21 protein-coding genes are annotated in these 23,115 nt (G+C 64.1%); 5 read left to right on the plus strand and 16 right to left on the minus strand.

Annotated elements, in window-relative coordinates:
- Positions 1-13: 13 nt before the first annotated feature.
- The 5 genes from BEP01S_RS09380 to BEP01S_RS09400 form a co-directional block, all read right to left on the minus strand.
- Positions 14-421, minus strand: a complete 408-nt coding sequence (locus tag BEP01S_RS09380) for a helix-turn-helix transcriptional regulator (RefSeq protein WP_062242512.1) — start codon at positions 419-421, stop codon at positions 14-16.
- The gene (locus tag BEP01S_RS09385) at positions 418-1,941 is read right to left on the minus strand and encodes an APC family permease (RefSeq protein WP_062242514.1); all 1,524 of its coding nucleotides are present in this window, start codon (positions 1,939-1,941) and stop codon (positions 418-420) included. Before BEP01S_RS09385 ends, BEP01S_RS09380 begins: the two co-directional genes overlap by 4 nt.
- A gap of 3 nt (positions 1,942-1,944) precedes the next feature.
- Positions 1,945-3,303: a flavin monoamine oxidase family protein gene (locus BEP01S_RS09390; protein WP_039207648.1), complete on the minus strand. Its 1,359-nt coding sequence runs from the start codon at positions 3,301-3,303 to the stop codon at positions 1,945-1,947.
- Positions 3,304-3,531: 228 nt separating this feature from the next.
- Positions 3,532-4,353, minus strand: coding sequence for a septal ring lytic transglycosylase RlpA family protein (locus BEP01S_RS09395; protein ID WP_152609596.1), 822 nt, complete (start codon positions 4,351-4,353; stop codon positions 3,532-3,534).
- Between the two features lie 175 nt (positions 4,354-4,528).
- Entirely contained in the window at positions 4,529-4,852 is a 324-nt protein-coding gene (locus BEP01S_RS09400) for a hypothetical protein (protein ID WP_062242517.1), read from the minus strand.
- 56 nt (positions 4,853-4,908) lie between these two features.
- Here BEP01S_RS09400 and BEP01S_RS09405 point away from each other — a divergent pair, with 56 nt between their 5' ends.
- Together BEP01S_RS09405 and BEP01S_RS09410 are read left to right on the plus strand one after the other, a co-directional pair.
- Positions 4,909-5,673, plus strand: a complete 765-nt coding sequence (locus BEP01S_RS09405) for a glycerophosphodiester phosphodiesterase family protein (protein WP_052239801.1) — start codon at positions 4,909-4,911, stop codon at positions 5,671-5,673.
- A 169-nt stretch (positions 5,674-5,842) separates the two neighbouring features.
- Entirely contained in the window at positions 5,843-6,184 is a 342-nt protein-coding gene (locus BEP01S_RS09410; protein ID WP_039207644.1) for an RNA polymerase-binding protein RbpA, read from the plus strand.
- A gap of 134 nt (positions 6,185-6,318) precedes the next feature.
- Here the strand turns inward: BEP01S_RS09410 and BEP01S_RS09415 are convergent, their stop codons facing one another.
- Together BEP01S_RS09415 and BEP01S_RS09420 are read right to left on the minus strand one after the other, a co-directional pair.
- A complete protein-coding gene (locus BEP01S_RS09415) occupies positions 6,319-7,065 on the minus strand; it encodes a polyprenol monophosphomannose synthase (protein WP_235354941.1) in 747 nt (248 codons plus the stop codon).
- Positions 7,066-7,335: 270 nt separating this feature from the next.
- Positions 7,336-8,262: a hypothetical protein gene (locus BEP01S_RS09420; RefSeq protein WP_062242519.1), complete on the minus strand. Its 927-nt coding sequence runs from the start codon at positions 8,260-8,262 to the stop codon at positions 7,336-7,338.
- A gap of 76 nt (positions 8,263-8,338) precedes the next feature.
- On the opposite strand from BEP01S_RS09420, the gene BEP01S_RS09425 reads away from it, so the two are divergent.
- Together BEP01S_RS09425 and secA2 are read left to right on the plus strand one after the other, a co-directional pair.
- On the plus strand, positions 8,339-10,024 hold the full coding sequence (locus BEP01S_RS09425; RefSeq protein WP_235354940.1) for a 5'-3' exonuclease H3TH domain-containing protein: 1,686 nt from the start codon (positions 8,339-8,341) through the stop codon (positions 10,022-10,024).
- A 42-nt stretch (positions 10,025-10,066) separates the two neighbouring features.
- Positions 10,067-12,328 carry an accessory Sec system translocase SecA2 gene (gene secA2 / locus BEP01S_RS09430; RefSeq protein WP_062242521.1) on the plus strand — a complete coding sequence of 754 codons (2,262 nt, stop codon included), beginning with the start codon at positions 10,067-10,069 and terminating at the stop codon, positions 12,326-12,328.
- A 93-nt stretch (positions 12,329-12,421) separates the two neighbouring features.
- On the opposite strand, the gene BEP01S_RS09435 is transcribed toward secA2, so the two are convergent.
- The 5 genes from BEP01S_RS09435 to BEP01S_RS09455 form a co-directional block, all read right to left on the minus strand.
- Positions 12,422-15,142, minus strand: coding sequence for a DEAD/DEAH box helicase (locus tag BEP01S_RS09435; RefSeq protein WP_052239799.1), 2,721 nt, complete (start codon positions 15,140-15,142; stop codon positions 12,422-12,424).
- A complete protein-coding gene (gene tatC / locus BEP01S_RS09440; RefSeq protein ID WP_306306260.1) occupies positions 15,135-15,977 on the minus strand; it encodes a twin-arginine translocase subunit TatC in 843 nt (280 codons plus the stop codon). The genes BEP01S_RS09435 and tatC overlap by 8 nt, the downstream gene beginning before the upstream one ends.
- Positions 15,974-16,258, minus strand: coding sequence for a Sec-independent protein translocase subunit TatA (tatA, locus tag BEP01S_RS09445; RefSeq protein WP_039207639.1), 285 nt, complete (start codon positions 16,256-16,258; stop codon positions 15,974-15,976). The genes tatC and tatA overlap by 4 nt, the downstream gene beginning before the upstream one ends.
- 86 nt (positions 16,259-16,344) lie before the next feature.
- Positions 16,345-17,232, minus strand: coding sequence for a WYL domain-containing transcriptional regulator (locus BEP01S_RS09450; protein WP_062242523.1), 888 nt, complete (start codon positions 17,230-17,232; stop codon positions 16,345-16,347).
- A complete protein-coding gene (locus BEP01S_RS09455; RefSeq protein ID WP_235354939.1) occupies positions 17,216-18,238 on the minus strand; it encodes a helix-turn-helix transcriptional regulator in 1,023 nt (340 codons plus the stop codon). Before BEP01S_RS09455 ends, BEP01S_RS09450 begins: the two co-directional genes overlap by 17 nt.
- Positions 18,239-18,278: 40 nt before the next feature.
- On the opposite strand from BEP01S_RS09455, the gene BEP01S_RS09460 reads away from it, so the two are divergent.
- Positions 18,279-19,412, plus strand: coding sequence for a DUF3866 family protein (locus BEP01S_RS09460; protein WP_062242525.1), 1,134 nt, complete (start codon positions 18,279-18,281; stop codon positions 19,410-19,412).
- A 116-nt stretch (positions 19,413-19,528) separates the two neighbouring features.
- On the opposite strand, the gene BEP01S_RS09465 is transcribed toward BEP01S_RS09460, so the two are convergent.
- The 4 genes from BEP01S_RS09465 to prcA form a co-directional block, all read right to left on the minus strand.
- Entirely contained in the window at positions 19,529-19,903 is a 375-nt protein-coding gene (locus BEP01S_RS09465) for an FKBP-type peptidyl-prolyl cis-trans isomerase (protein WP_025778366.1), read from the minus strand.
- A 63-nt stretch (positions 19,904-19,966) separates the two neighbouring features.
- Positions 19,967-20,923: an FKBP-type peptidyl-prolyl cis-trans isomerase gene (locus BEP01S_RS09470; RefSeq protein ID WP_244882177.1), complete on the minus strand. Its 957-nt coding sequence runs from the start codon at positions 20,921-20,923 to the stop codon at positions 19,967-19,969.
- Between the two features lie 64 nt (positions 20,924-20,987).
- Complete coding sequence (pafA, locus tag BEP01S_RS09475) at positions 20,988-22,391, minus strand: Pup--protein ligase (RefSeq protein ID WP_039207630.1); 1,404 nt, start codon at positions 22,389-22,391, stop codon at positions 20,988-20,990.
- Entirely contained in the window at positions 22,392-23,081 is a 690-nt protein-coding gene (gene prcA / locus BEP01S_RS09480; RefSeq protein WP_039207627.1) for a proteasome subunit alpha, read from the minus strand. It abuts the gene before it with no gap.
- Between the last annotated feature and the right edge of the window lie 34 nt (positions 23,082-23,115).

Here is a 23,115-nt window from a genome sequence, read left to right on the forward strand (position 1 = left end):
AATCGTAGACTGCTCAGTTCGGTGGGACTTCTCGATTCCTGACCGGTCGCAGTGCATTCTTCACCACGATCGTCGGCAGCCGGTGCTCGCCTGCGGCGACGCCGTCGCGGTAGCGGGTCGGTGAGAGTCCGACGAGTTCGCTGAAGCGGGTGCTGAAGGTGCCCAGGGAGGAGAAGCCGACGGTGAAGCAGATCTCGGTGATCGTGAGATCGCCGCGGCGGATGAGCGCCATGGCTCGTTCGATCCTGCGTGTCATGAGATACGAGTACGGGGATTCGCCGAAAGCCGATTTGAACTGACGGCTGAGGTGTCCGGCGGACATATGCACACCTGCGGCCAGGGCTTCGACGCTCAGCGGCTGGTCGAACTCACGGTCGATGCGGTCCCGAACCCGACGCAGAGCTACCAGCTGCTCATTCACTCCGCGTGGACTCCCTGTTTCAGGGTGCGCCCACGGAAGAAGTCGGGATGGCGCATCGATTGGATGATCATGATGACCACACCCAGCAGCAGGACCCCGATGCCGAGGACGAAGACGAGGCCGACGCCGAAGACCGAGGATCCCGATCCGTAATCGGGGTCGAGTGAGTCGATCGCAGTGGTGAAGAAGATGACGAGCAGTGTCACTCCCCCGATGAGCGGGAACAGGAACCGGAAGAAGAACGTGCGTGCCGAGGCGAACAAGCTGCGTCGGAAGTACCAGATGCAGGCCAGACCGGTGATGCCGTAGTAGAAGCAGACCATGAGCCCCAGCGCGGTGATCGTGTCCCACAGCGCGTTCTCCGAGAGCAGCCGCATGACGACGTAGAAGATGATCGCCGCCCCCGCCGAGGTGACTGTGGCCACCGACGGCGACTTGTACCGAGGCGAGACCTTGCCGTATTTCTCCGGCAGGGCTCCATAGTGGCCCATCGCGAGGATCGTCCGCGAGGGCGAGACCATCGTCGCCTGCAGCGAGGACAGTGAGGATGAGAGAACGGCGATGGACACGAGCACCGCGAAGGGACCCATCACGGGCCCGGCAAGTGCGGCGAAGATCGATTCCTGGTTGTCCGGATTGCCTGCTCCCAGGCCCTCGGTGCCGACGCCGGCGAACGAGATGACCGCGACGGTGCAGGCGATGTAGATGATGACGATCGAGATGATCGTGAGCATGGCGGCCCGACCTGGAGTCTTCTCCGGGTCCTTCGCCTCTTCGTTCATCGTGATCACGGTGTCCCAACCCCAGAACAGGAAGATCGACAGTGACACGGCAGCCGCGACGGTGGAGAAGTCACCGGCCGACAGCGGATTGGACCAGTCGAGGGAGACCGGAGTCGGATCATAGGCGGTGCCGTTCGCCACAGCAACGATTGCGGCGACGACGAACCATCCCAGGGCCAACACTTGGAAGGCGACCAGCCACACCTGCAGCTTCTCCGTGGTTTCGACTCCTCGGTAGGACACCCAGGCCGCGGCGGCGGTGAGGACGACCGTGACGGGGATGTTGATCCACAGGACCCTCGTGAGTTCGGCGATGGACGGGTCGGAGAACACCTGGGACAAGAGGAGGAAGAGGAAGTCGACGGCCACGGCTGCGAGGTTCGACAGTACGAGGACGGTGGCGGCGACGAGGCCCCAACCGCCCATCCAGCCCAGCCACGGTCCGAACGCTCTGGTCGCCCAGGTGAACGTGGTCCCCGAATCCGGCATCGCCGTGTTCAGTTCCCGGTAGCCGAAGACGACCAGCAGCATCGGGACGAAGCCGATGAGCAGCACGGCCGGGGTGTGCACCCCGACCTCGGAGATCGTCGGGCCCAGTCCCGAGGTCAGCGTATAGGCCGGGGCGATGCAGGAGATGCCGATGATGGCTCCCCCGATGGCACCGATCTTGCCAGCGGAGAGCCCCTTCGAACTCAGTCCGCTCGTGTTCGTCGACGGTGACGGCTGTGTGCTGCTCATGGATCAGGACTTCTCGCCGAGGATCCTCTCGGCGGTGGCGGTGCCGATGCGCACGGCTCCGTCGACGTGTTGGTAGCCTTCGGCGGCGATATCGGAGCTGGCGAAGTGGATCGGCCCGACCGGGTCGTTCTGGAACTGTCCCCACCGGTGCAGACCGCCGAGGTCGTAGCTCGTCGCGTAGGCTCCGCGGGTCCATTCCTCCGCTCCGAAGTCGGAGAGGTAGAACACGCGCGGGTCGAGCGCCTTCGGGCCGAGGAATTCGGCGAGGGCTTCAAGGATCTGTCTCCGGCGGGTCTCTTCGTCCAGCGCCCACATGGCGTCGGCGTTGACATCGGAGATGAAGCCGACGAGGGTGCCCTGCTCTTCCCCGTGGTTCGTGTTGTCGTAGACCTCTTGGACGAGGCGGGAGGCGCCGAATCCGGTGCCGCTCAGTCCGTCTTCGCGCCAGAACGGAGTGTCGTAGGTGGCGTGGACCTTGATGACGAGCCCCATCGACTGGTGTTGGTGGAAGATCTGCTGGAGGCGCGGCAGGGGTGGTGTGTAGCTGATGCGCGAGTAGAGGTTCGGCGGAACGGCGACGATCGCAGACTGGGCGCTGACGCTCAGTTCGTCGGTCGAGACGCGGACTCCGGTCTCCGACCATTCGATTCGTCGGACGGGCTGCTGCAGTCGGACTGTGTCCGCACCGAGTTCCTCGGCCATCTGCACCGAGACGGACTGCATTCCGCCGACGACGCGTTTGTCGAGGATGAAGTGATCGTCGACGAGGTTTGTGAATGATCCCGCCGAGGCGGCCATGAGGATGGCCTGGAGTGCTGAGAAGGTGGTGGCGGGCTTGGTGAGCATGCCACCGGCGATGAATAGCCCGATGTTCTCGCAGGCGAGTTCGTCCTCGGACTGCTGCCTCAGCCAGTGGTGGAAGGAGATCGAGTCGAGTTCGGCAGCGTCCTCGGCATCCCAGGGGGCCTTCGGTCCGATCCGAGCGGCAAGTTCGTCGAGGAGGCCGATGAGGCGTTCCATCTCTGCCTGAGTCGACTCCCCCACCGGGAACATCTCGCCCGAATAGACGGTGCGGGTTCCGTCGGGGGCGATGTAGACGCTGTCGCCGTCTTTATACCGGGGGTAAGTCTCTTTGCCGAGCTCGTCGACGAGCGCAAGCAGCGCGGTCTGGTCCGGAGAGATCCACTGACCGCCGAGTTCGAACATCTGACCGTCGATGTGATCGGTCCAGGTGCGTCCGCCCACACGATCACGCGCCTCGAGGACGATGACGCTGCGTCCGGCCTTCCGCAGCCGGCGGGCTGCGCTCAGGCCCGATGGGCCTGCTCCGATGATGACCACGTCACAGGTTTCTTCCGACATTGGCGATCTCCTCGAAAGGGGCTGGGGTGTTGGCTTCAGGTTAGCCAGCCCACAGTCGAAAGCCAAGGTCGAAAACGTGAGTACGGATTTCGCACCGAATGAGCGGATCATCTGTCAGCGCATCTGCATGCGACTGATTCCCGCGGTTTAGACCTTCAAATTGTTCGAAATTCGTCAACTAACGAATTCGAGTGCGGAATCCGCAGTTGGACGCCCAGTCGGGTCGGGTCACTGCACTTCGTATTTGCCATTGATCTGTCCGGCGCCGACGCCGCCGACAGCTTCCATGGCCGCCTTGGACAGGTCGAAGCAGCGGTTGCCGTGGTACGGGCCGCGGTCGTTGACGCGCACTGTCACGGACTTGCCGTTGGCGGTGTTCGTGATCTTCACCTTCGAGCCGAACGGCAGGGTCTTGTGGGCTGCAGTGAGCTTGTTCGTATCGAAGATCTCGCCGTTGGCAGTCTGCTTGCCATCGAATCCGTCACCGCCGCCGTAGTACGACATCGGGCAGCTGCCCGATTCGCCGGCAGACTTACCGGAGTTCGATGGTCCGTCGTTCTCATCGGCTGCGCCGCTCTTGGACGAACCTTCGTCGGAGGATTCTCCACCTGACGATGCCTCGTCCTTCTTGTCAGCGGTCTGCGACGGCTCAGGGCTCGGAGTCTCGATGTGGGTGTCGATCGTGACTTCGGCAGGCTTCTCCTTGGCCTGCTTCTTCGCCTTGGCAAGGAATTCATCCGTGGCCTTCGTCGGCTCGGACATGGCGACGGCGGGCGCTTCGGCCACGACCTGGCCGCCCGTGGAGGAGTCATTGGGGACCATTGCGAGGCTGGATGCGACGACGGCGGCCGTGGCGGCGGTCGGCACGATGAAGGCGGAGAGCACAGGACGGGTGCGAACTGCTGCCAGCACTCCCCCGGCGGTGTTCTGCCGGTCGGCGGGTGCATGGCGTCCGGTCTTCTTCTTTGCCGTCAGTGCGGAGAAGATCGAGCCGGTCTTCTTCGTGCTCGGTGCTGAGTGTCTGCCCACAGTGGTGTTCCTCGTCGTCATCAGAGAGTGTTTCGGCAACTCGGAGATGCGGGGGAAGACCTCTCGCAGCAGTGCGCTTGAGGAGGAACTCCAAGTTATCTGATCGTTACCTTCACAGATTCTAGTTAAGGAACTGTTACAAAAGCAAAGTGGCACACCCGATGGGTGTGCCACATGAATGAGAATCTGCTCACAGTCAGCGGGACTTGCGAGTCACCAGCTTCCGAACACCGTCGGCTCCGGTCGTCACGGTCTCCTGTGCCCTGTCGAAGGCTCGCTCGACCTTGCCGCTGCGCACGGCGTCATCGATCGCGTGCGAAACGGATCCCAGTGCGCGGTTGACGCTGTTCTCGGTGGCTTCGATGAGGCGGGAGGTCGAGGCGGCCTCCCGCACGTTCTTCACACCGGTGCTCGCAACGCTGTAAGCGCGTCCGGCAACCCGGCGTGCGCGTTCGGTCGGGGTCTTCGCGGTCGCGTCGATGACGTCGTCGGGTTCGATGGGTTCGCGGTGTGAGCTCATAGCTCCATCCTTGAGCAGTGCCTCGGTGAAATCAACACCCTGGTTAGGATTGGACCATGAATTCCCAGCGGGAGGTCATCGCGGACCCAGAGATCATTGCGCACCGAGGCGGCCTGTGGCCGGGAATGAGCGAGAACACGCTCGAGGCGTTCACGGCTGCGGCGGCAGCCGGAGTCGAATGGATGGAGACCGACGTCCACGCTTCCGCTGACGGCATCCTCTTCGCCGCTCACGATGCCGACCTCAACCGCATCGCCGGACTGCCCCACTCCATCCGCGACCTGCCTGCGGACGAACTCGACGATGTCGAACTCCTCGCCGGGGGCCGACTCCCACGCCTCGAAGCACTGTTGGAGGCGCTGCCGGGAGTGCAATGGAACATCGACGTCAAGGCTGCCCACAGCATCGGCCCGATGATCCGCTTCGCTCATAATTTCAATGCGGTCGACCGGATCCGTCTCGCCTCGTTCGATTCGAGGACGCTGCGACGACTGCGCACAGCTCTGCCCGGAGTGCGCACATCGACGGGAACGACGGAGACCGCCCTCTTCGCCTTGGGTCGGTTGCCGGGAGTTCCGGATCATGGTGTCGCTCCCCTGCCGCCCGGAGTAGACGCCCTGCAGGTCCCCGCCTCGTTCAGACGGATCCCTGTGGTCACTGCCGATTTCGTGGCGCGGGCGCACCAGTCAGGTCTATTCGTCCATGTCTGGACGATCAATGACGAGGCGACGATGCGATCGCTGCTCGACCTCGGGGTCGACGGGATCGTCACCGATGATGTCGACCTCGGTCTCGAGGTATTGGCAAGTCGACGCGGCTGATTCAGGGGGCCGCCTCGGGGATGCGAGGCGTTGCGCTCGGGTTCGTGCTCTGCTCTGCCGCGTGGGTCACTTACCGAACGCCGTCGCGGCCCGTCTGCAAGGAATATTCGGGCACGGTAGACTGTTACATTGCGTCCAAGGTGTGCAGTCGAGTCGGAAGGTCCTAGATATGAGCGAACGCAGTCTCCGCGGAACACAGTTGGGCTCGCGCAGCCTCGAAACCGAAGAGGGCGTCGAGCCGGCACCCCGTCAGATGGTCGAATTCGAATGCGAAGACGGAACCCGATTCAAGGTGCCGTTTTCGATCGAAGCCGAGGTCCCCTCGACCTGGGACTCAGGCATCCACGGCGTCGGAGTCCGCGTCGGAGTCAATGAACCCGATGGTGAGCCCGTCAAGCATGTGCGTTCCCACTGGGACATGCTCCTGGAACGCCGGTCCTTCGACGAACTCCAGGTGCTCCTCGATGAGCGCCTCGCGATCCGTCGCGGTGAGGTTCCGGCTCAGAGCTGAATCAGCTGCGCTGAGAGCAGTGAAGGGGTGCAGGTCTTCGGACCTGCACCCCTTCCTCTTTCCCCAATTGCTACCTGACGGCGGCCCAGCACAGCGCGAGGTTGCTGGGCCGCCGTCAGGTAGCAATAGAGGGGTTAGGCGGCGCCCAGCAGGCGACGGATCTGCTTGCGGCGGCGAGTCAGACCCCAACCAGCGACCTTTGTGAAAGCCTCGCTGATGATCGAGCCGCTCATCTTCGATTCGCCCAGCTCGCGTTCGACGAAGACGATGGGCACCTCGGCGACGCGGAAGCCGGCTTCGACAGTGCGGTAGGTCATATCGATCTGGAAGCAGTATCCCTGCGACTGGACGCCCGAGAGGTCGAGTGCTTCGAGCACAGGACGGGTATACGCACGGAATCCGGCCGTTGCGTCCTTGACTCCCAGTCCCATGACCGCGTTGACATAGACGTTCGCGCCGCGGGAGAGGAAGTATCTCGACTTCGGCCAGTCGACGATCTCTCCGCCCGGCACCCACCGTGATCCGATGATGAGATCCCCTCGGCCCTCTTCGGCAGCACTGAGAAGCTGTCCCAGGTCGAGCGAGCGGTGGGATCCGTCGGCATCGAACTCGCAGATGATTTCGTAGTCGCGTTCCAGCGCCCATCCGAATCCGGCGATATAGGCCATGCCCAGTCCGGACTTCTCGGTGCGATGGAGGACGTTGATGCGGGGATCGTTCTGAGCCTGCTCATCGGCCCACTCCCCCGTTCCGTCGGGAGAACTGTCATCGACGATGAGGACGTCGACGTCGGGCTGCTGTTCGAACAATCCAGCCAGAGTCACGGGGAGGGCGAGACGTTCATTGAAGGTGGGGATGACGACAAGAATCTTGGAAAGCACGGACTCCACGATACGCGGTAGCCGCCCCAGACAATGAGTCGACACCCCCGCCTTCGGACCACGCTGCAACAACAGCGAGTTATCTATTGACGGGAGTGCCGACTCCATCCCGCATCAAGCGGAATGTTCACTTCGAATCTAGTGGCCCACACAGACTTTGCAAAATCGCTGTGACCTGGGCTGATGACTGAAACCCGAGGTCACAGGCTTAAACGCGTTTGAAAAATTTTCCGCATATCGGCGTGTCGGCTGGACAGGCCGGCAGACGGATCAGAGTTCGACGCGCGTGGGCAGCACCACGTCCGGAGACAGCTCGGGCAGTCCCGGTGTTCCCGATCGCGGGTCGGTGCTCCAAGCGGCGACACGCGGGTCGGCGACCTGGACGACGAGACGCTCGACCTTCCAGCGCACGATATCGGCATCGGCTCCGGGCGCGAGCACTCCGCCTTCGGGGTTTCCGGCCGCACGGTGAGCGAAGCGGGTCGCAGCGTTGAACGCGGCACGGGCGCCGATTCCCCCGTCGCCGACGACAGCGTTGCGCACTCCCGCCCAGGGTGAGGCGTCGGAATGGCTGAAGGACACCTGCGCCCCGGCAGCGAGCAGCTGCGCCAAGGGCTGCGGCTGTGCGGGATCGAGGGTGATGGCGATTCCGCTGCGGCCGAGGACGTCCACCTGGTCATCTGAAACGGCGAAGCCCAAGCGCAGCCGGTATCCGTGACGCTGAGCGTGAGCGGCATCGGCGCGCAGTGCTTCGAGCACGTCGGTGAGCTGTTCATTCGAATCGACGAGGATGAACAGGTTCAGCGCCGGAAGCTCCTCCAGGCCAAGGAAATCGGCAGCAGAGATCGAGGCGCGGCGGGTCTCCGTGGACCCGGAGTCCAGGTGCAGGTAGTCGACGACCGACAGTCCCTCCGGCGCGTCGGCGGCGAACTGGGCGACCGCATCGGCGGTGCCGATCGCGTGCACATGGGTGAACCCCTGCGCATAGAGTTCCGCTGCAGTCGGAGCCGAATCGTCCAGGATCAGTCCGGCGTGGACGAAGCCCGGGGTGAGGAAGTCCTCACCGAGGTCGATCGCCTCCGGGTCCAGGGCCCTGGCCGCTTCATCGGAACCGATGAATGAGACCTTTCCGTCCGTGTGTCCCAGTGCCGTCGCGAACGGGTCGACACTGCTGTAAACATCTCCGCCAAAGTACATAGTCACAGCCGACAGGCTACACCGTCGGCCGTTGCGGCTACACCTGTGTCAGGAGGGTCGGGTATCGTCATCGATTGTGAAGCCCTTGGTTCTGCTCGATACTCCAGCCCTGTACTACCGCGCCTTCTATTCGGTGCCGGATTCGATCGTCAATGCCGACGGTCACCCGGTGAACGCCGTGCGCGGGGTGCTCGACACCGTCGCCCAGATGGTGCGCCGCTTCGACACCGATCGTGTGATCGCGACGATGGATGCCGATTGGCGTCCGGCCTTCCGCACCGCGATCATGCCCGAATACAAGGCGGCACGCGTCAAGGATGAGGAAGCCGGCACGGAGATCCCACCGGAGCTGGCGGTTCAGCTGCCGATCATGAATCGCGTCCTCACGGCCGCCGGGATCCCCATCGCCGAGGTGGACGGAACCGAAGCCGATGACGTGATCGCCACGATGGCCGCCCAGTCCACGACCCCCGTGGTCATCGTCTCCCCCGACCGTGACCTGCTGGCTCTGCTCGACTCGTCCACCGACGTCAGCGTTCTGCGGCCCCGTAAGGGCGGCGAGTGGGAAGCCCTAACGCAGTCCGACCTTCCGACCGCCTACGGAGTGCCCGACGGCACCCGCTACCGTGAGCTCGCCGCTCTGCGCGGCGACCCGTCCGACGGGCTCCCCGGAGCCCCCGGCATCGGAGAGAAGACTGCCGCGACGCTGCTGGAGAACTTCGGTTCGCTCGAGTCGATCGTCAAGGCCGCCAAAGCTGGAGTGAAGACCGGTGGGCTCAGTCCGAAACGAGCCTCAACGATCATCGAGGTCGAAGAGACCCTGTATAAGACTCTCGAGGTCATGCGGTGCCTGACCGACGTCGACCATGGCATCGACCTCGACAGCGTCCCGAACAGCTTCGACCGTGCCGCGGTTGAGGACGCCGCTGAAGGGCAGAACATCCGTCGCTCCGTCGATAACCTCACCGGTGCACTCGAATCCGTGTCGGGTGCCGCGGCCTCCCCGCCCGCGGCCCAGAGCGGTACGACGGCATCGCCCTGGACGAACAAGTCTGCTGAGTCGACGCCGCGGTCCTCTGGGCCCAGTTCCTGGGCTCAGTCCCGGCTCGTCGGCTTCGACCTCGAGACCACCGGAGTCGAACCGGCCACCGCCCGCATCGTCACTGCGGCGTTCGTCGATTCGGCCACCGAGGTGCGCACGTGGCTGGCCGATCCGGGCATCGAGATCCCTGAATCGGCACGAGCAGTCCACGGCATCACCACAGAATTCGCCCAGGCCAACGGTGCGGCGGCCGCGCAGGTCGTCGGCGAACTCTGCGCGGAATTCGCCGCGCTCAAGGAAGAAGGCGCCGTCGTCGTCGGACACAATGTCGTCTACGACCTCAGCGTGATGGCGGCCGAAGTGGCGCGCCATCGCCCTGACATCGACTTCCCGTCGGTCATTCCGACGATCATCGACACATTCGTCGTCGACAAGCACATCGATCCGTACCGCAAGGGAAAAAGGACGCTCATCGAAACGGCGAAGACCTACCGGGTCGAACTCCTCGACGCCCATGATGCCGCTGCCGACGCCCTGGCTGCTCTGGACATTTCCCGTGCATTGGCCGAAAAGTCCACGGAAATCTCTGCGATGACCAACGATGAGATCATGGCCGCGCAGGCCGATTGGAAGCGCTCGCAGGCGGCGGGACTGCAGGCCTGGCTGCGGAAGAAGGGCAACGCCGAAGCCGTCGTCGACGGTTCGTGGCCGATGTCCTGAACGCTAGACTCGACACCGACGTACAAACGACGAAGGACGACAATGGGATTCTTTTCTCGCCTGCTCAACCGACCCGGCTCTCATGCGGAGAAGACGACAGGTTGGTTCGAGCGCGCCGTCGACGATCTGGACGCGGCCGGGCGCGAATTCTCCGAGCTCAGCGATGCCGAACTCACGGAGGCCGCAGGCGAGGTCTTCGCCTCAGGCACTCAGCAGCAGACGCTCATCCGCTACTGTGCACTGGCGCGCGAAGCCGGTGAGCGAGTCCTCGACGAACGCGCCTATGACACACAGCTGCGCGGACTCGTCGGACTGCTGCAGGGCAGCATCGTGCAGATGGCCACCGGTGAGGGCAAGACCCTCGTCGGTGCCCTGGCGGCAGCCGGCTACGCGTTGCAGGGTCGACGCGTGCACGTCGTCAGCGTCAACGACTACCTCGCCGTCCGTGACCGCAACTGGATGAAGCCGCTGTTCGACCTCCTCGGTGTGAAGTCGACCGCGATCTCCGGTGCGCAGGCCGACGACGAACGCCGTGAGGCCTACCGCGCCGAGGTCGTCTACGCTTCGGTGACCGAGGTCGGATTCGATGTGCTCCGCGACCGGTTCCTCACCGAGGATGCCGATCAGCGGGTGCCCGAACGCGATGTCGTCATCGTCGACGAAGCCGACTCCGTGCTCATCGACGAAGCGCGTGTGCCGCTGGTCCTCGCCGGTTCGTCCAGTGTCCAGGACACCGACGCCGCAATCGCAGCACTCGTGTCCAAAGTCAGCCCGGACACCGACTATGAAGTCAGCGCCGACCGTCATGCCGTCTCACTCACCGATGCCGGGGTCGACCGGGTCGAAGAAGAACTCGACGTCGAACTCTTCGGAGAGGACTCCGAGACACTCGCCGCCGTGAACCTCGCCCTCCACGCCCGTGCCTTGGTCAAACGCGATGTCGACTACCTCGTCGTCGACGGACGGATCAAACTCATCTCCTCCTCCCGCGGACGCGTCGCCGAACTCCAGCGCTGGCCCGACGGACTCCAGGCAGCCGTCGAAGCCAAGGAGAGCCTCGACGCCACCGACAGCGGAGAGATCCTCGACCAGATGACGGTCGAAGAACTTATCCACGGCTATGAGACCGTGTGCGGAATGACCGGAACCGCCCTGGCCGTCGGCGACGATCTGCGCGAATTCTATGGGCTCGAGATCGTGCCCATCGACACCCACCTGCCCGTGATCCGCATCGACGAACCCGATCGCCTCTTCACCTATCAGGAGTCGAAGGAACGTGCGATCGTCGAAGAGGTCGCGGACAATCATGCCCGCAACCGTCCCGTCCTCATCGGCACCTCCTCGGTGGCCGAGAGCGAGTCCCTAGCCGAACGACTGACCGAACGCGGAATCGACGTAGCTGTGCTCAATGCGAAGGACGATTCGCACGAAGCCGAGATCATCGCGAAAGCCGGTGCACCCGGTGCGGTGACGGTGTCGACGCAGATGGCCGGTCGCGGCACCGACATCCGTCTCGCCGACGACGACGTCGCCGACGCCGGGGGCCTCCTCGTCATCGGTGCCGGACGCTATCCCTCATCCCGACTCGACGACCAGCTGCGAGGCCGAGCAGGCCGTCAGGGTGATCCCGGCACATCCGTGTTCTTCACGAGCCTCGAAGACGAACTGGTCACCAGGGTTCCCGAGATCCAACGATTCGTGTCCGAAGGCGATGAGACCGGACTCATCGAATCCAAGCGCGCACTCGGCCTCGTCGAACACGCTCAGCGCATCGCCGAAGGGCAGAACACCGCACTGCACCGCGACACTTGGCGTTTCAACGAGCTCATGGCCAAACAGCGCGAACTCGTCCTCGAGCGCCGAGCTGAGATCCGCAAGGATGCCGAACCGGTCGAACAGCTGCGCAAGGAACTCGGCGACCGCGCCGATGAGATCGCGGAGGAACATTCCGAAGAACTGCTGGACTCGGTCCTGCGCGAAGTCATGCTCTTCCACCTCGACGCGCGCTGGGTCGACCACCTCGCTTTCCTCAACGATCTGCGTGAGGGCATCCACCTGCGCACCTTCGCCAGGGAGAAGCCGCACGAGGCGTTCAACACCGAATCGATCCGCGTATTCTCGTCGTTCTGGTCCGACGTCATCGACGATTCGAAGGCGACGATCGAGGACGCGACGATCACCGATGAGGGAATCGACCTCGAGTCGCACGGGCTGAAGCGTCCGTCGTCGACGTGGACCTATCTGACGACGGAGAACGCGTTCGGCTCCGATATCGAGAACATCGTCAAGAAGGTTCGTCGCTGAGACGACGAAACCGGCCCCTGAACGTTCAGGGGCCGGCTCGGTCGGCTGAGGACGCAGGAACGGCAGTTGTCGCCGGTCTAGAGTCATTGAGGCTCAGGAGTCGGCGACGACTCCGCGACGAATCGCTTCGACAGTGCGACGCACGCGCACCGCGGTCTCCGGGTCGATGACTTCAGCGACCTGACCGAGCAGATCGAGGCTCTGCTTGGCCCACCTGACAAAGTCTCCGGCCGCGATATCGCTGCCCCGCAGCGACTCCGACAGCGTTTTGCCTTCGGTCCACCGGTACATCGGTTTGATCAGCCCACGGTCCGGTTCGTCGGTCGTTTTCAGCGCATGCTGTTCTTCGAGGTGGAAGAGTCGACGCCAGATCGTCTCGGACTCGTCGCAGACGGCCTTGAGATCGGCGCTCGGCGCCCGGTGTGCGGTCAGGGTGTCCCTGCGCGACTGGAAGACGAAGATCGACGCGAAGGCCGCGAGTTCCGGCTCGTTGAGTCGGTCCCACAGGCCGGCTCGGATCGTCAGTGCCACCAGCAGATCGCGTTCACCATAGATCCGACGCAGCATCGTCGAGTGCTCGGGGTCGAAACCGAGTCCACGCAGCACGTCCTGGACACGGTCGAAGACCAGCGCGATCGAGGTGGTGCGTCCTTCGATGCGGGCGATGAGAGATTCGTTCTCTCTGATGAGTTTGTCCGCTCGGTTGGCCCAACGGGCGTGAAGCTCGCGATCCGGGCAGTCGTGGCAGGGGTGTGCCCTCATCTGTGCCTGGAGTTCGGCCACAGTGGTGCTCTCGCCCTGCTGCTGTCGGCTGGACTCCCAATGAGCTTCCGAATCGACCCTGCCGTCATGAACGGCGACTTCGAGGATGGACAGCAGCTGCCTGCGGTCCCCTGCCTGCCGGTGGTTGAACTTCTTCGGCACTCGGACTCGCCCCTGGGAGGCGACGGGCTCGGTCACCTCGTGCGGGCGCAGGTGCCATACCTTGCCCTGCTCGGTGAGAACCGTAGGGAGTCGGGAGACTCCGTCCTTGTTGCTCATCGGGGCGATGATGACCGCACGACCGCCGACTCGTTTGGCCGGCATCGTCACCACATCGCCGATCTTGAGCGCGGTGAGGGACTCGACAATATCGCGCTGCTTGTTCCGCGACTTCGTCCGGGTCTCCTGCTTCTGCGTATCCGAGATCGCGCGACGCAGTCCGGCGTATTCGGAGAAGTCACCGAGATCGCAGTGCATGGACTTCTCATACGCCTCGATGGTGGTTTCGTTCTTGCGCACCTTCCGTGCCAGACCGACGACGGCCTTATCGGCTTGGAACTGTGCGAACGAGGTTTCGAGCACCTTTGCGGCTTCGTCCGAACTCATCCGCGACAGCAGATTCGCCGTCATGTTGTAGGTCGGTCCGAACGCTGAGTTCAGTGCGTAGGAGCGGTTCGAAGCCAGAGCGGCCAGTTCGCTGACCTCGATGGTCGGATGCCACACGACGACCGAGTGGCCGATGCGGTCGATTCCGCGCCTCCCGGCTCGTCCGGTCAGCTGCGTGTACTCTCCCGGGGTGATCATCACATGCGCTTCGCCGTTGAACTTCACGAGCTTCTCGAGCACAACGGTGCGAGCGGGCATGTTGATGCCCAGTGCCAGGGTCTCCGTGGCGAAGACGACCTTGATGATTCCCTGCGAGAACAGTTCTTCGACGAGCTGTTTGAACTGCGGGATCATCCCCGCGTGGTGGGCGGCCACTCCGAGCAGCAGACCCTCGCGGAAGGTGTGATAGCCGAGGATGCCGAGGTCTTCGTCGGCGAGTTCGTCACGCAGCGATTCGAGTGCGGCGTTGACGATCGTCTTCTCTTCCCGAGAGTTCAGGTCGGTGCCCGAAGTCAGGTACTGTTCGACGGCTTCGTCACAGCCATTGCGGGAGAAGATGAACATGATCGCCGGCAGCATAACCGCCTCGGCGAGGGACGCGACGACTTGGGTGCGGCTGGGTCGGCGGAACCGTGCGCGGGTGGCTCGTGCGCGTTTCGAGCGTGGCCCTCCGTGTGTGCGGGTGGCATGGTTGAGGGCCGGATCGATGCGGTCGGAATCGCTGTGTGTGAACAGGTCGTACATCCGGTGGCCGACCAGGACATGGTTGACCAGCGGCACCGGACGGTGGCTGGTCGACACGATCGTCGTCGGTCCTCGGACCTCACGCAGCCAGGCTCCGAACTCCTCGACGTTCGACACGGTCGCCGACAGCGACACCATCTGCACTCGGTCGGGCAGATGGATGATGACCTCTTCCCACACCGGGCCGCGGAACCGGTCGGCGAGGTAGTGGACTTCGTCGAGGACGACGAAGCCGAGGTCCGACAGGCCAGCCACGTCGTTGTAGAGCATATTGCGCAGCACTTCGGTGGTCATGACGATGATCGGAGCATCGCGACGGATCGACGTGTCTCCGGTGAGCAGACCGACGTTCTCGGCCCCGTGGACCTCTGAGAGGTCGTTGAACTTCTGGTTGCTCAGGGCCTTGATCGGGGTAGTGTAGAAGACTCGTTTGCCTTCGCCGCGGGCCAGCTCCACGGCGAACTCCGCGATGAGCGTCTTGCCTGCTCCCGTCGGTGCAGTGACCAACACGTCCTCGCCGTCCTGCAGATGGCTGCAGGCTTCGACCTGGAAGTCGTCGAGCGCGAACTCGGTGCGTTCCATGAACCGGCCCAAGGGGGTGCGGGCGAACTCAGCACGCGCCTTGAAGTCGGCATAGGCGGCGGAGGGGCTCAGCGGTTCTTCCGCGGAGGTGTCGGTCGAAAGCGGTGTGGGGTCAGTCATTCTTCTCTTCGTCGGTCAGTTCGTCCTCGTCGACCCACAGGCCCTGTGCGATGAGGCGCTTCTTGCGTCGGCGATCGTTGAAGAAACAGATCACCCACGCCAGACAGAACAGGGTCATCATGGGGATGACGAGGAAGAACATGGACATTGCGTCCGGAGTGGGGGTGGCGATCGCGGCGAACAGGAACACGAGCATGACGATGATGCGCCACGACTTCTTGATCCGCTCCGCCGACAGGATCCCGAGCATGTTCAGTCCCACCATGAGCACTGGCAGGACGAAGGCGAGTCCGAAGACCACGATGATGATCATCACGAAGCTCAGGTAGTCCTGTGCCGGGATGATGTTCGTGCCGCCCTCGGGAGTGAACGAGGTCAGCGCCTTCACCGCATTGGGCAACGCGAAGAACGCCATCGTCGACCCGGCCAGGAACAGCGGAATCGCTGCCCCGAGGAATCCCAGCGAGTACAGCTTCTCCTTCCGCTTCAGGCCCGGGACGATGAAGGCCCACACCTCGTAGAGCCAGATCGGGCAGGAGAGGAAGAGACCGATGAAGAACGACAGTTTGATCTTCAGGTCGAAGGGCGAGGCGACTCCGGCGAAGTTGATCTCGGCCATCCGTCCGCCGTTGTCGCGGATGGTCCGGATCGGCTCTTGAAGGATATCGAGGACGGGGTCGTAGAGAAACCAGCCGGCCACCGCACCCAGTGCGATGGCGATGGCGGAGATGATGACGCGGTTGCGCAACTCGACGAGGTGCCCGACGACGGGCATCTTCTTCTCAGGATTGTTCTTCCGTGATCGAGATGGCTTCCGCTGACTGTTCTCTTTCACTTCTCGTGAGACTGCGGGTCCTGCTTCTCTCGCCGCGACTCCTCGGTTCCGGTGGTCTCACCGGTGGCCGTAGTGGAGTCGGTCGAGGATTTCTGGTTGAGCGCTCCCGGCTCGGTGGTCTTGCCGGATTCGTCCTCGTCGTCGCGCAGGTCCTTCACTTCGGACTTGAAGATCTTCATCGACTGTCCCAGGCTTCGGGCCAGCTGCGGCAGTTTGGGCGCGCCGAAGATGATCACGATGATGAGGATCACGATCGCGATCTGCACGAAACTTGGTCTCATGGGGAGCTCCTTGGATTGTTGATGCTGAGGAAGAGTCTACGCGTTGCGGCTGTGCCTTTCATCCACATTCGGACGCGGTATGTGTCTCAGCCGAGCCTGCGCAGGGCGGCCGCAACCGCCTCGGTGTCGTCGATCTCGGTGATCACATCGGCATGACAGAGCAGGAACCGGCTCAGCCAATCCACCGAATGCACGAGCAGGCGGATGCGCACGCTCGTGTCGCCGCCATCGAGGTATTCCCGATTCGTCACGTCGAGTTCATCTGCCAGCCACGCTCCCCCAGCTGCGAGGCCGAGGGTGACTTCGTACGAGTTCGTCGTCGCTTCGCTCACCGACATCGGCGGATGCGCCGCCGGCTCCCAAGACCGGATGCGCCCCAGGGCGAAGCGCCGGGGAGCTCCGGCCGAATAGCACCAGGCATCGACGTACCAGTCAGCGCCGGGGACCAGTCGGGTCGGAGCGATGGTCCGTGTGGTGAGTTCGTCGCGGGAGCCCACGTAGTAGTCGATGCTCAGGGCGGAGCCGTCCTCGACCGCCTGCCGCAGAGCACTCAAGAGCTCCTCATCGGCGTCGATGGGGCTGACGTCGACCGCGGTGCGCAAGTTCTCTCCTGCGGCCACGCGCAGTTTGGACGCGGCAGTGGCCACTGCTTCCGAATCGAGCCCGGGAAGAGACGAGAGCATGTCGAGCGCGAGCACGAGGACTCCGGCTTCCTCGGCGCTGAGCCGCACGGGCACGGATACCTCTTCAGCATTGGAGATGAAGATCTGCCCGCCCTCCCACGACGCGTCGATGAGGTCGTCGGGCATATGTCCGGGTCGACCGGTGACGAAGAGCAGCTGCAGATCGTCGATGAGGGTGTCGGAGTCGATGCCGAAGTAGGCGGCGGTCTCCTCGAGATCCGCTCCCGGATGGGCGTCGAGGTAGGGCACGAGGCTGAGCAGCCGGGTGAGGCGTTCACGCGCTGAGGACACTGGCGCCTCCCAAACGGTTGAGGGATTCGCGGATCGTGTCGCGTCTGCGCTCGACGGCACGCACGAGCTCGGGCGGGTCGACCGCCTCGACGGCGTCTCCGAAACCGACGATCTCGGCGGCGAGGGTCTCGACATCGGAATAGCCGATGATCACTTCGTCTCCGTCGCCGCGGATCTGGCGGCGGCGCAGCGGATCGGCACGGTGGGCACGGATGTGCAGCGTTGCCTCGGCGACGACGGCCATCTCCGAACTCGACTGCAGTGCCAGCTGCGGGGATAAGTCTTCGGGGATCTCATAGTCTCCGGGTTCGCGGCCGCTGAGCTTCGCGATCCCGCCTTCGACGCGGGAGAGTCGGAAGGTGCGTCGTGCCTGTCGGTCGAGGTCGAAGCCGAAGAGGTAGACGCGGTCGCCGCGGCTGAGCAGCGCGTAGGGTTCCAGCCGCACTTTCCGCTCGCTCTGGCCGGGCTTGTGATAGCGGAAGCCGACGGCTTCGCGGGCGTTGATGTGGTGGAGCGCGGTGGCGAAGTTCGCGCTGGCGAGCCTGTGTGCGGCGGTGCCCGGGTCGACGTTTCCCGGCCCGGCCGCGGACTGGTCGAGGTCGATGCCGAGGGCACGCAGCTTCGTCAGTGCCTGGGCAGAGGACTCCCCGAGTTCGGTCTCCGACCAGAATGCGGCGGCCACGGTCACCGCAGCCACCTCGGCGGGGGTGAGATCGACGTCGTCCATCGCATAGTCGGCGGTCGAGATCCGGTAGCCCGTCTCCCCCGCATCACCGTAGGCATCGTGTTCGGCTCGAGTCGCGATGGTGATGCCCATATGCCGCAGCAGCTCCTTGTCGCGGGAGAATTTGCGATCGAAGGCGACCTCGTCGAGCCCGGAATAGCCGTCGATGGCGCTCATCAGCGTTTTGCGCGACACCCAGCCGCGGGAAGCGCGCAGGGCGATCAGCAGATTCATCAGACGTTCGGTCTGCTGTCTCTGTCTGCTGGTGCGGGGTGTTTTCACGATTCCACCGTAACCTAGGCCGGGCGATAGTCTTGGGACCATGATTCATTGGCGCAAAGGAATCGTCACAGCGATTCGCTCCACCCGGCCAGGATACACAGAGGTCGACGTCGAACTGGACGAGGCTCTGCCGGGCACCGATGTGAGATCCATCCGAGCGGTCGCCTACACCGATGCCGTCGGGCAGCCGCGTGTCCAGGACACCGTCCTCGTCAATGTCTCGGCTCTGGCCAAGCGTCTGGGCACCGGAGGCTTCGGTCTCATCGTCGCCCTGCCCGATGCGCTGCCGGCCGATCCTCCCGAAGGTCCCGGCCATCTGGTCAAGGACCGCTATTCACCTCTGCAGACGATGGTCCTCGGCGTCGACGATCAGGAATCACAGCATCATTCCACCCTCGCCGAGGCGGAGAACCTCGAGAGCATGCCCGTGGTCGTGGCCGATCTGCATTCGGCACTGCCCGCAGTGATCGCCGGAATACGGACCGTCGACCCGACGCTGTCGGTGGCTTATGTGCTCAGCGATGGTGCGGCTCTGCCGGCCCCGTTCTCCCAAGCCGTCGCCGGGCTCAGAGATGCCGACTGGCTGACGGGCGTGATCAGCACCGGGCAGGCCTGGGGCGGAGATCTGGAAGCGGTGACCATCCACACGGGACTGCTCGCTGCCAAGCATGTGATGGATGCCGATATCACCATCGTCGCTCAGGGACCCGGAAACCTGGGCACTGGTACGAAGTACGGCTATTCGGGGCTGGTCACGGGAGAGCATCTCAACGCCGCGGCCCTGCTCGGCGGTCGTCCGGTCGGTCTGCTGCGGATGTCGAACGCCGATGCGCGGGGCCGCCACTTCGGCATCTCCCATCATTCGCTGACGCCGTTGAGTGAGATCGCCCGACCGGGGATGACCGTGCCGGTGCCCGATTTCTCCACCCTCACCGAGGCGGAACGAGCCGAGATGGATCCGGATCCCGATGTCGTGGCCGAGACAGTGGCCGGGCAGCTGTCGCAGCTGCAGATGCATGATCTCGTCGATGTCGATCTCACCGGGCTGTGGGATGCGCTGCGTTCCTCGCCGGTGCGTCTGTCGACGATGGGCAGGAAGCTGCCCGCCGATGCCGCATCGTTCCTCGCAGCCGCAGCCGCGGGACGCTGCGCCGCGGGGATCGCCCGCAGCTGACCGTCGCAAGCCCGGGAAGCGCAAGCCTGGGCAGCGCAAGCCCGGAAGACAGATGTGGCCGGGTTCCGAAGAACCCGGCCACAGCCGTTTCAGGCAGAGTCAGCGTGTGCTGATGCTCAGCGCACGTTCTCGAGGTCGCACACGAAGATGAGCGATTCGCCCGGCTGGATGACTCCGCCGGCGCCCTGATCGCCGTACGCCAGGTGCGGCGGGATCTGCAGGGTGCGGCGTCCGCCGACCTTCATGCCCTGGATGCCCTGGTCCCAGCCGGAGATGACCATTCCGGATCCGAGTCGGAACTCCAGCGGGGTGCCGCGGTTGTATGAGGCGTCGAATTCTTCGCCCGTGGAATGGGCGACTCCGACATAGTGCACGCTCACGGTGTCGCCGGGTCCCGCCTCGGCGCCGGTGCCGATCACATCATCGGTGATGATGAGCTCGGTCGGTGCGTCTCCGCCGGGGAAATCGACTTCGGGCTTCTGCTTGCTCATGTGTTCCTCCTGGTGTCGGTTCTGTTGACTGTTCGTACTGTCTGACCGGACCTGACCGGTTCCTCAGCCCTGGGCCGAGAGGATGTCGACGACGAAGATCAGGGTCGCATTGCCCGGGATGGACGGTTCGCTGCCCTGTTCGCCGTAGCCCTTGTCCGGCGGGACGACGAGGACGACCTGGTCGCCGACCTTCTTGCCGACGAGTCCCTCGTTCCAGCCGTCGATGACCTGGGCTTCGCCGACCGGGGCGACGACGAAGGGCTGTCCGCCCTTCTTCCAGTTCGAGTCGAAGGTCTTCGACGTATCGTCCCAGAGCCAGCCGGAGTACTTCACGGCGACGCTCTGGCCCTTCTTGACCTCGTCGCCTTCGCCTTCGATCGTCGTGTAAGTCTCGAGCTCGGTCGGCTTCTTGCCCTTCGGCTTCGAGATCGATGGGGCGCCGTCGTCGCCCCACTTCACGGTGACGGGGTTGTCCGACTGGTCGGCCTTCTTGCCTTCGGCGCGAGTGAGCGGCTTCTTCGTGTCCTCGATGTCGATGACGTAGACGAGCGTCTGGGAGGCTTGGCCCTGCTCGGCGCTGCCGTGGAGCGACATCATCACCCGTGATCCGACCTTGACGTCGATGAGTGCGTCGAACAGATCTTCGGAGATCTGGGACTTGTCCATGGGGAATCCGGCTGCGGAATCCGAATCGTAGCTGGATTCGACGGTCTTGCCGGTGGTTCCGGAGACCAGCGTCATCTGTGCCGTGACCTGCTCGCCCTCAGCGATCTTGTCGCCGGTGCCCTGCTTGAGCACCTTCTTCTCGGTCTCGTCGATGACCAGTGGGGCCTCGAAGCTGACCTTCGGCTTCTTCCCGATCTTGCCGTCGACGGTGATGTCGTCGAGGCTGGTCGACTTCGCGTCCTGAGCGGCCACCGAAGGCGGAGGTGTGGTCGAGTCCTCTGACTCATCACCCTGTCCGCAGGCCGAGAGCAGCAACAGGCCCGCCGCGATGGCGCTGAGCACTTTGGTGCGCACTGGTTTCCTTTCGTCACGGGAGGCCGTGCCCTGGGTAGGGGCTCGACCGGATCACAGGGTGATCTTACAGGCCCGCGATGAGTGTTTCCGCCTGCGGGTGAGTCGTGGCGAACGGGTCCTTGAGCGCGACTGCGCGACCGGATTCGTCGTTGAGGCGCAGATGCACCCAGTCGACGGTGTAGTCCCGGCGGGCGGCATGAGCGGCGCGCACGAACTCTCCGCGGATCGCTGCCCGTGTGCTTTCGGGCGGTACGGTCTTCGCTCGTTCGGCCGCCTCGGCGGGAACGAGGTTCTTCGCCATTCCGCCGGTTTCGAGCTTCGGAAACAGCCCTGTTGCCGGGGTGATGTCATGGTACGCGATGTCGAGGCGGTGGATGCGCGCATCGGCGATATCGGAGATCCCGCGCTGCATGGACCGTTCGATGAGGGTGCGCTTCATCACCCAGTCGATCTCCGTGTCCACGGACGAGAAGTCCTGCGATTCGACCGCGGTGAGCATCCGCGTCCACAGGTCGATGACGTAGTGGGCGAGTTCATCATCGCCGAGGCTGTGCTCCCCGGACTCCACGATCCGCTGAGCTCGATCCCGGTAGTCGCCGAGCAGTCCCAGCGGAGTCGTCGTCGTCCCGTCGGTGCGTTCGAGCACGACCTGTCCCGTGAGATCGCGGGCGACGAGTCGGATGTCGCGGACCGGGTGGCGCAGCCCGTTCTCCGGGATCCGCGCGCCTTGCTCGATGAGGTCAAGCATGAGCACCGCGGATCCGATCTTGAGCGCCGAGGTGGCCGTCGACATCGAGGAATCACCGACGATGACGTGCAACCGTCGGTACTTCTCCGCATCCGCGTGCGGTTCGTCGCGGGCGTTGATGATCGGACGCGACCGTGTCGTCGCCGACGACAGACCCTCCCACATGACGTCGGAACGGGCGGAGAGACCGAACATCATCTCCGACCGGTCGGCTTCCTCGTCGGGGGCGAAGGCCGAACGGCGAGGGATCACGGCTCCCGCTCCGACGAGCAGCTGCCGGGAGACGAGGAAGGGCAGCAGCACCGTGGTCAGTCGGTTGAAGTCGAGGGTGCGGCGGATGAGGAAGTTCTCGTGGGAGCCGTAGGAGTTCCCTGCGGCGTCCGTGTTGTTCTTGACCATGTGTACGCGTCCGCCGATGCCGTCTGCTTCGAGCGCGGTCTGCGCCTTGTCCAGCAGGTCGATCATCAGTCCCTCGCCGGCCCGGTCCTGGGTAAGCAGATCGCGCAAGTCGTCGCATTCGGCGGTCGCGTACTCCGGATGGGAACCGACGTCGAGGTAGAGGCGAGACCCGTTGGGCAGGAACACGTTCGACGATCGGCCCCATTCGACGACGGGGCGGAAGAGGTAGCGGGCGATCTCCTCGGGGCCGATGCGTCGGCCTTCCGGGTCGGCGGTGTGGGCGAGTCCGTATTCGGTTTCGAGCCCGTAGATGCGTGCCATTCAGTCCTCCCGCAGTTCGCTCATCGCCGCATCGTCGAGTCGGCGGAATGTCCGCTGCTTCGTCGTCGTGCGGTCGAGGACGGCGGCCTCGAGTGCGTCGGTGGCCAGGGTCGCCTGGGTCGCGGCGCCCAAAGCGGCAACACCGTGGTTGAACACTTCGCGCAGGCTCATCTGCGAGCTGCGCACCCCGGCGAGGGATGCCGTGATCGCATCGGCCTGACCGCCGATGGCCACATGTTCGGTCTCGTCGATGACGGATCCGTCGTAGCTGAGCCGGTAGAGCTGGTCGGTCTCCGGTGTGAGTCCGAGTTCGGCGACGACGAGTTCGACTTCGAAGGGCTTCGATTCGGTGGTGAAGACTCCGGCCAGCGTCTGTGCGTATGCGTTCGTCAGACCGCGAGCGGTGACGTCGGTGCGGTCGTAGGAGTATCCGCGCAGATCGGCGTAGCGGACACCGGCCTGGCGCAGGGTCTCGAATTCGTTGTACTTTCCGACGGCGGCGAAGCCGATCCGGTCGTAGATCTCAGCGATCTTGTGCAGCGTCGGTGACGGGTTCTCCGCCAGCAGCAGGATTCCTGCGTCGAAGCGCATGACGACGACGGAGCGACCCCGGGCGATGCCCTTGCGGGCGAAGTCGGCCCGGTCCTTCATCAGCTGTTCGGGCGAGACGTAGAACGGTGCCTGACTCATCGACGATCCTTTCGCGAAAACAGTGGCGCACTCA

The sequence above is a fragment of the Brevibacterium epidermidis NBRC 14811 genome (genome assembly GCF_001570805.1).
Classification (GTDB): domain Bacteria; phylum Actinomycetota; class Actinomycetes; order Actinomycetales; family Brevibacteriaceae; genus Brevibacterium; species Brevibacterium epidermidis.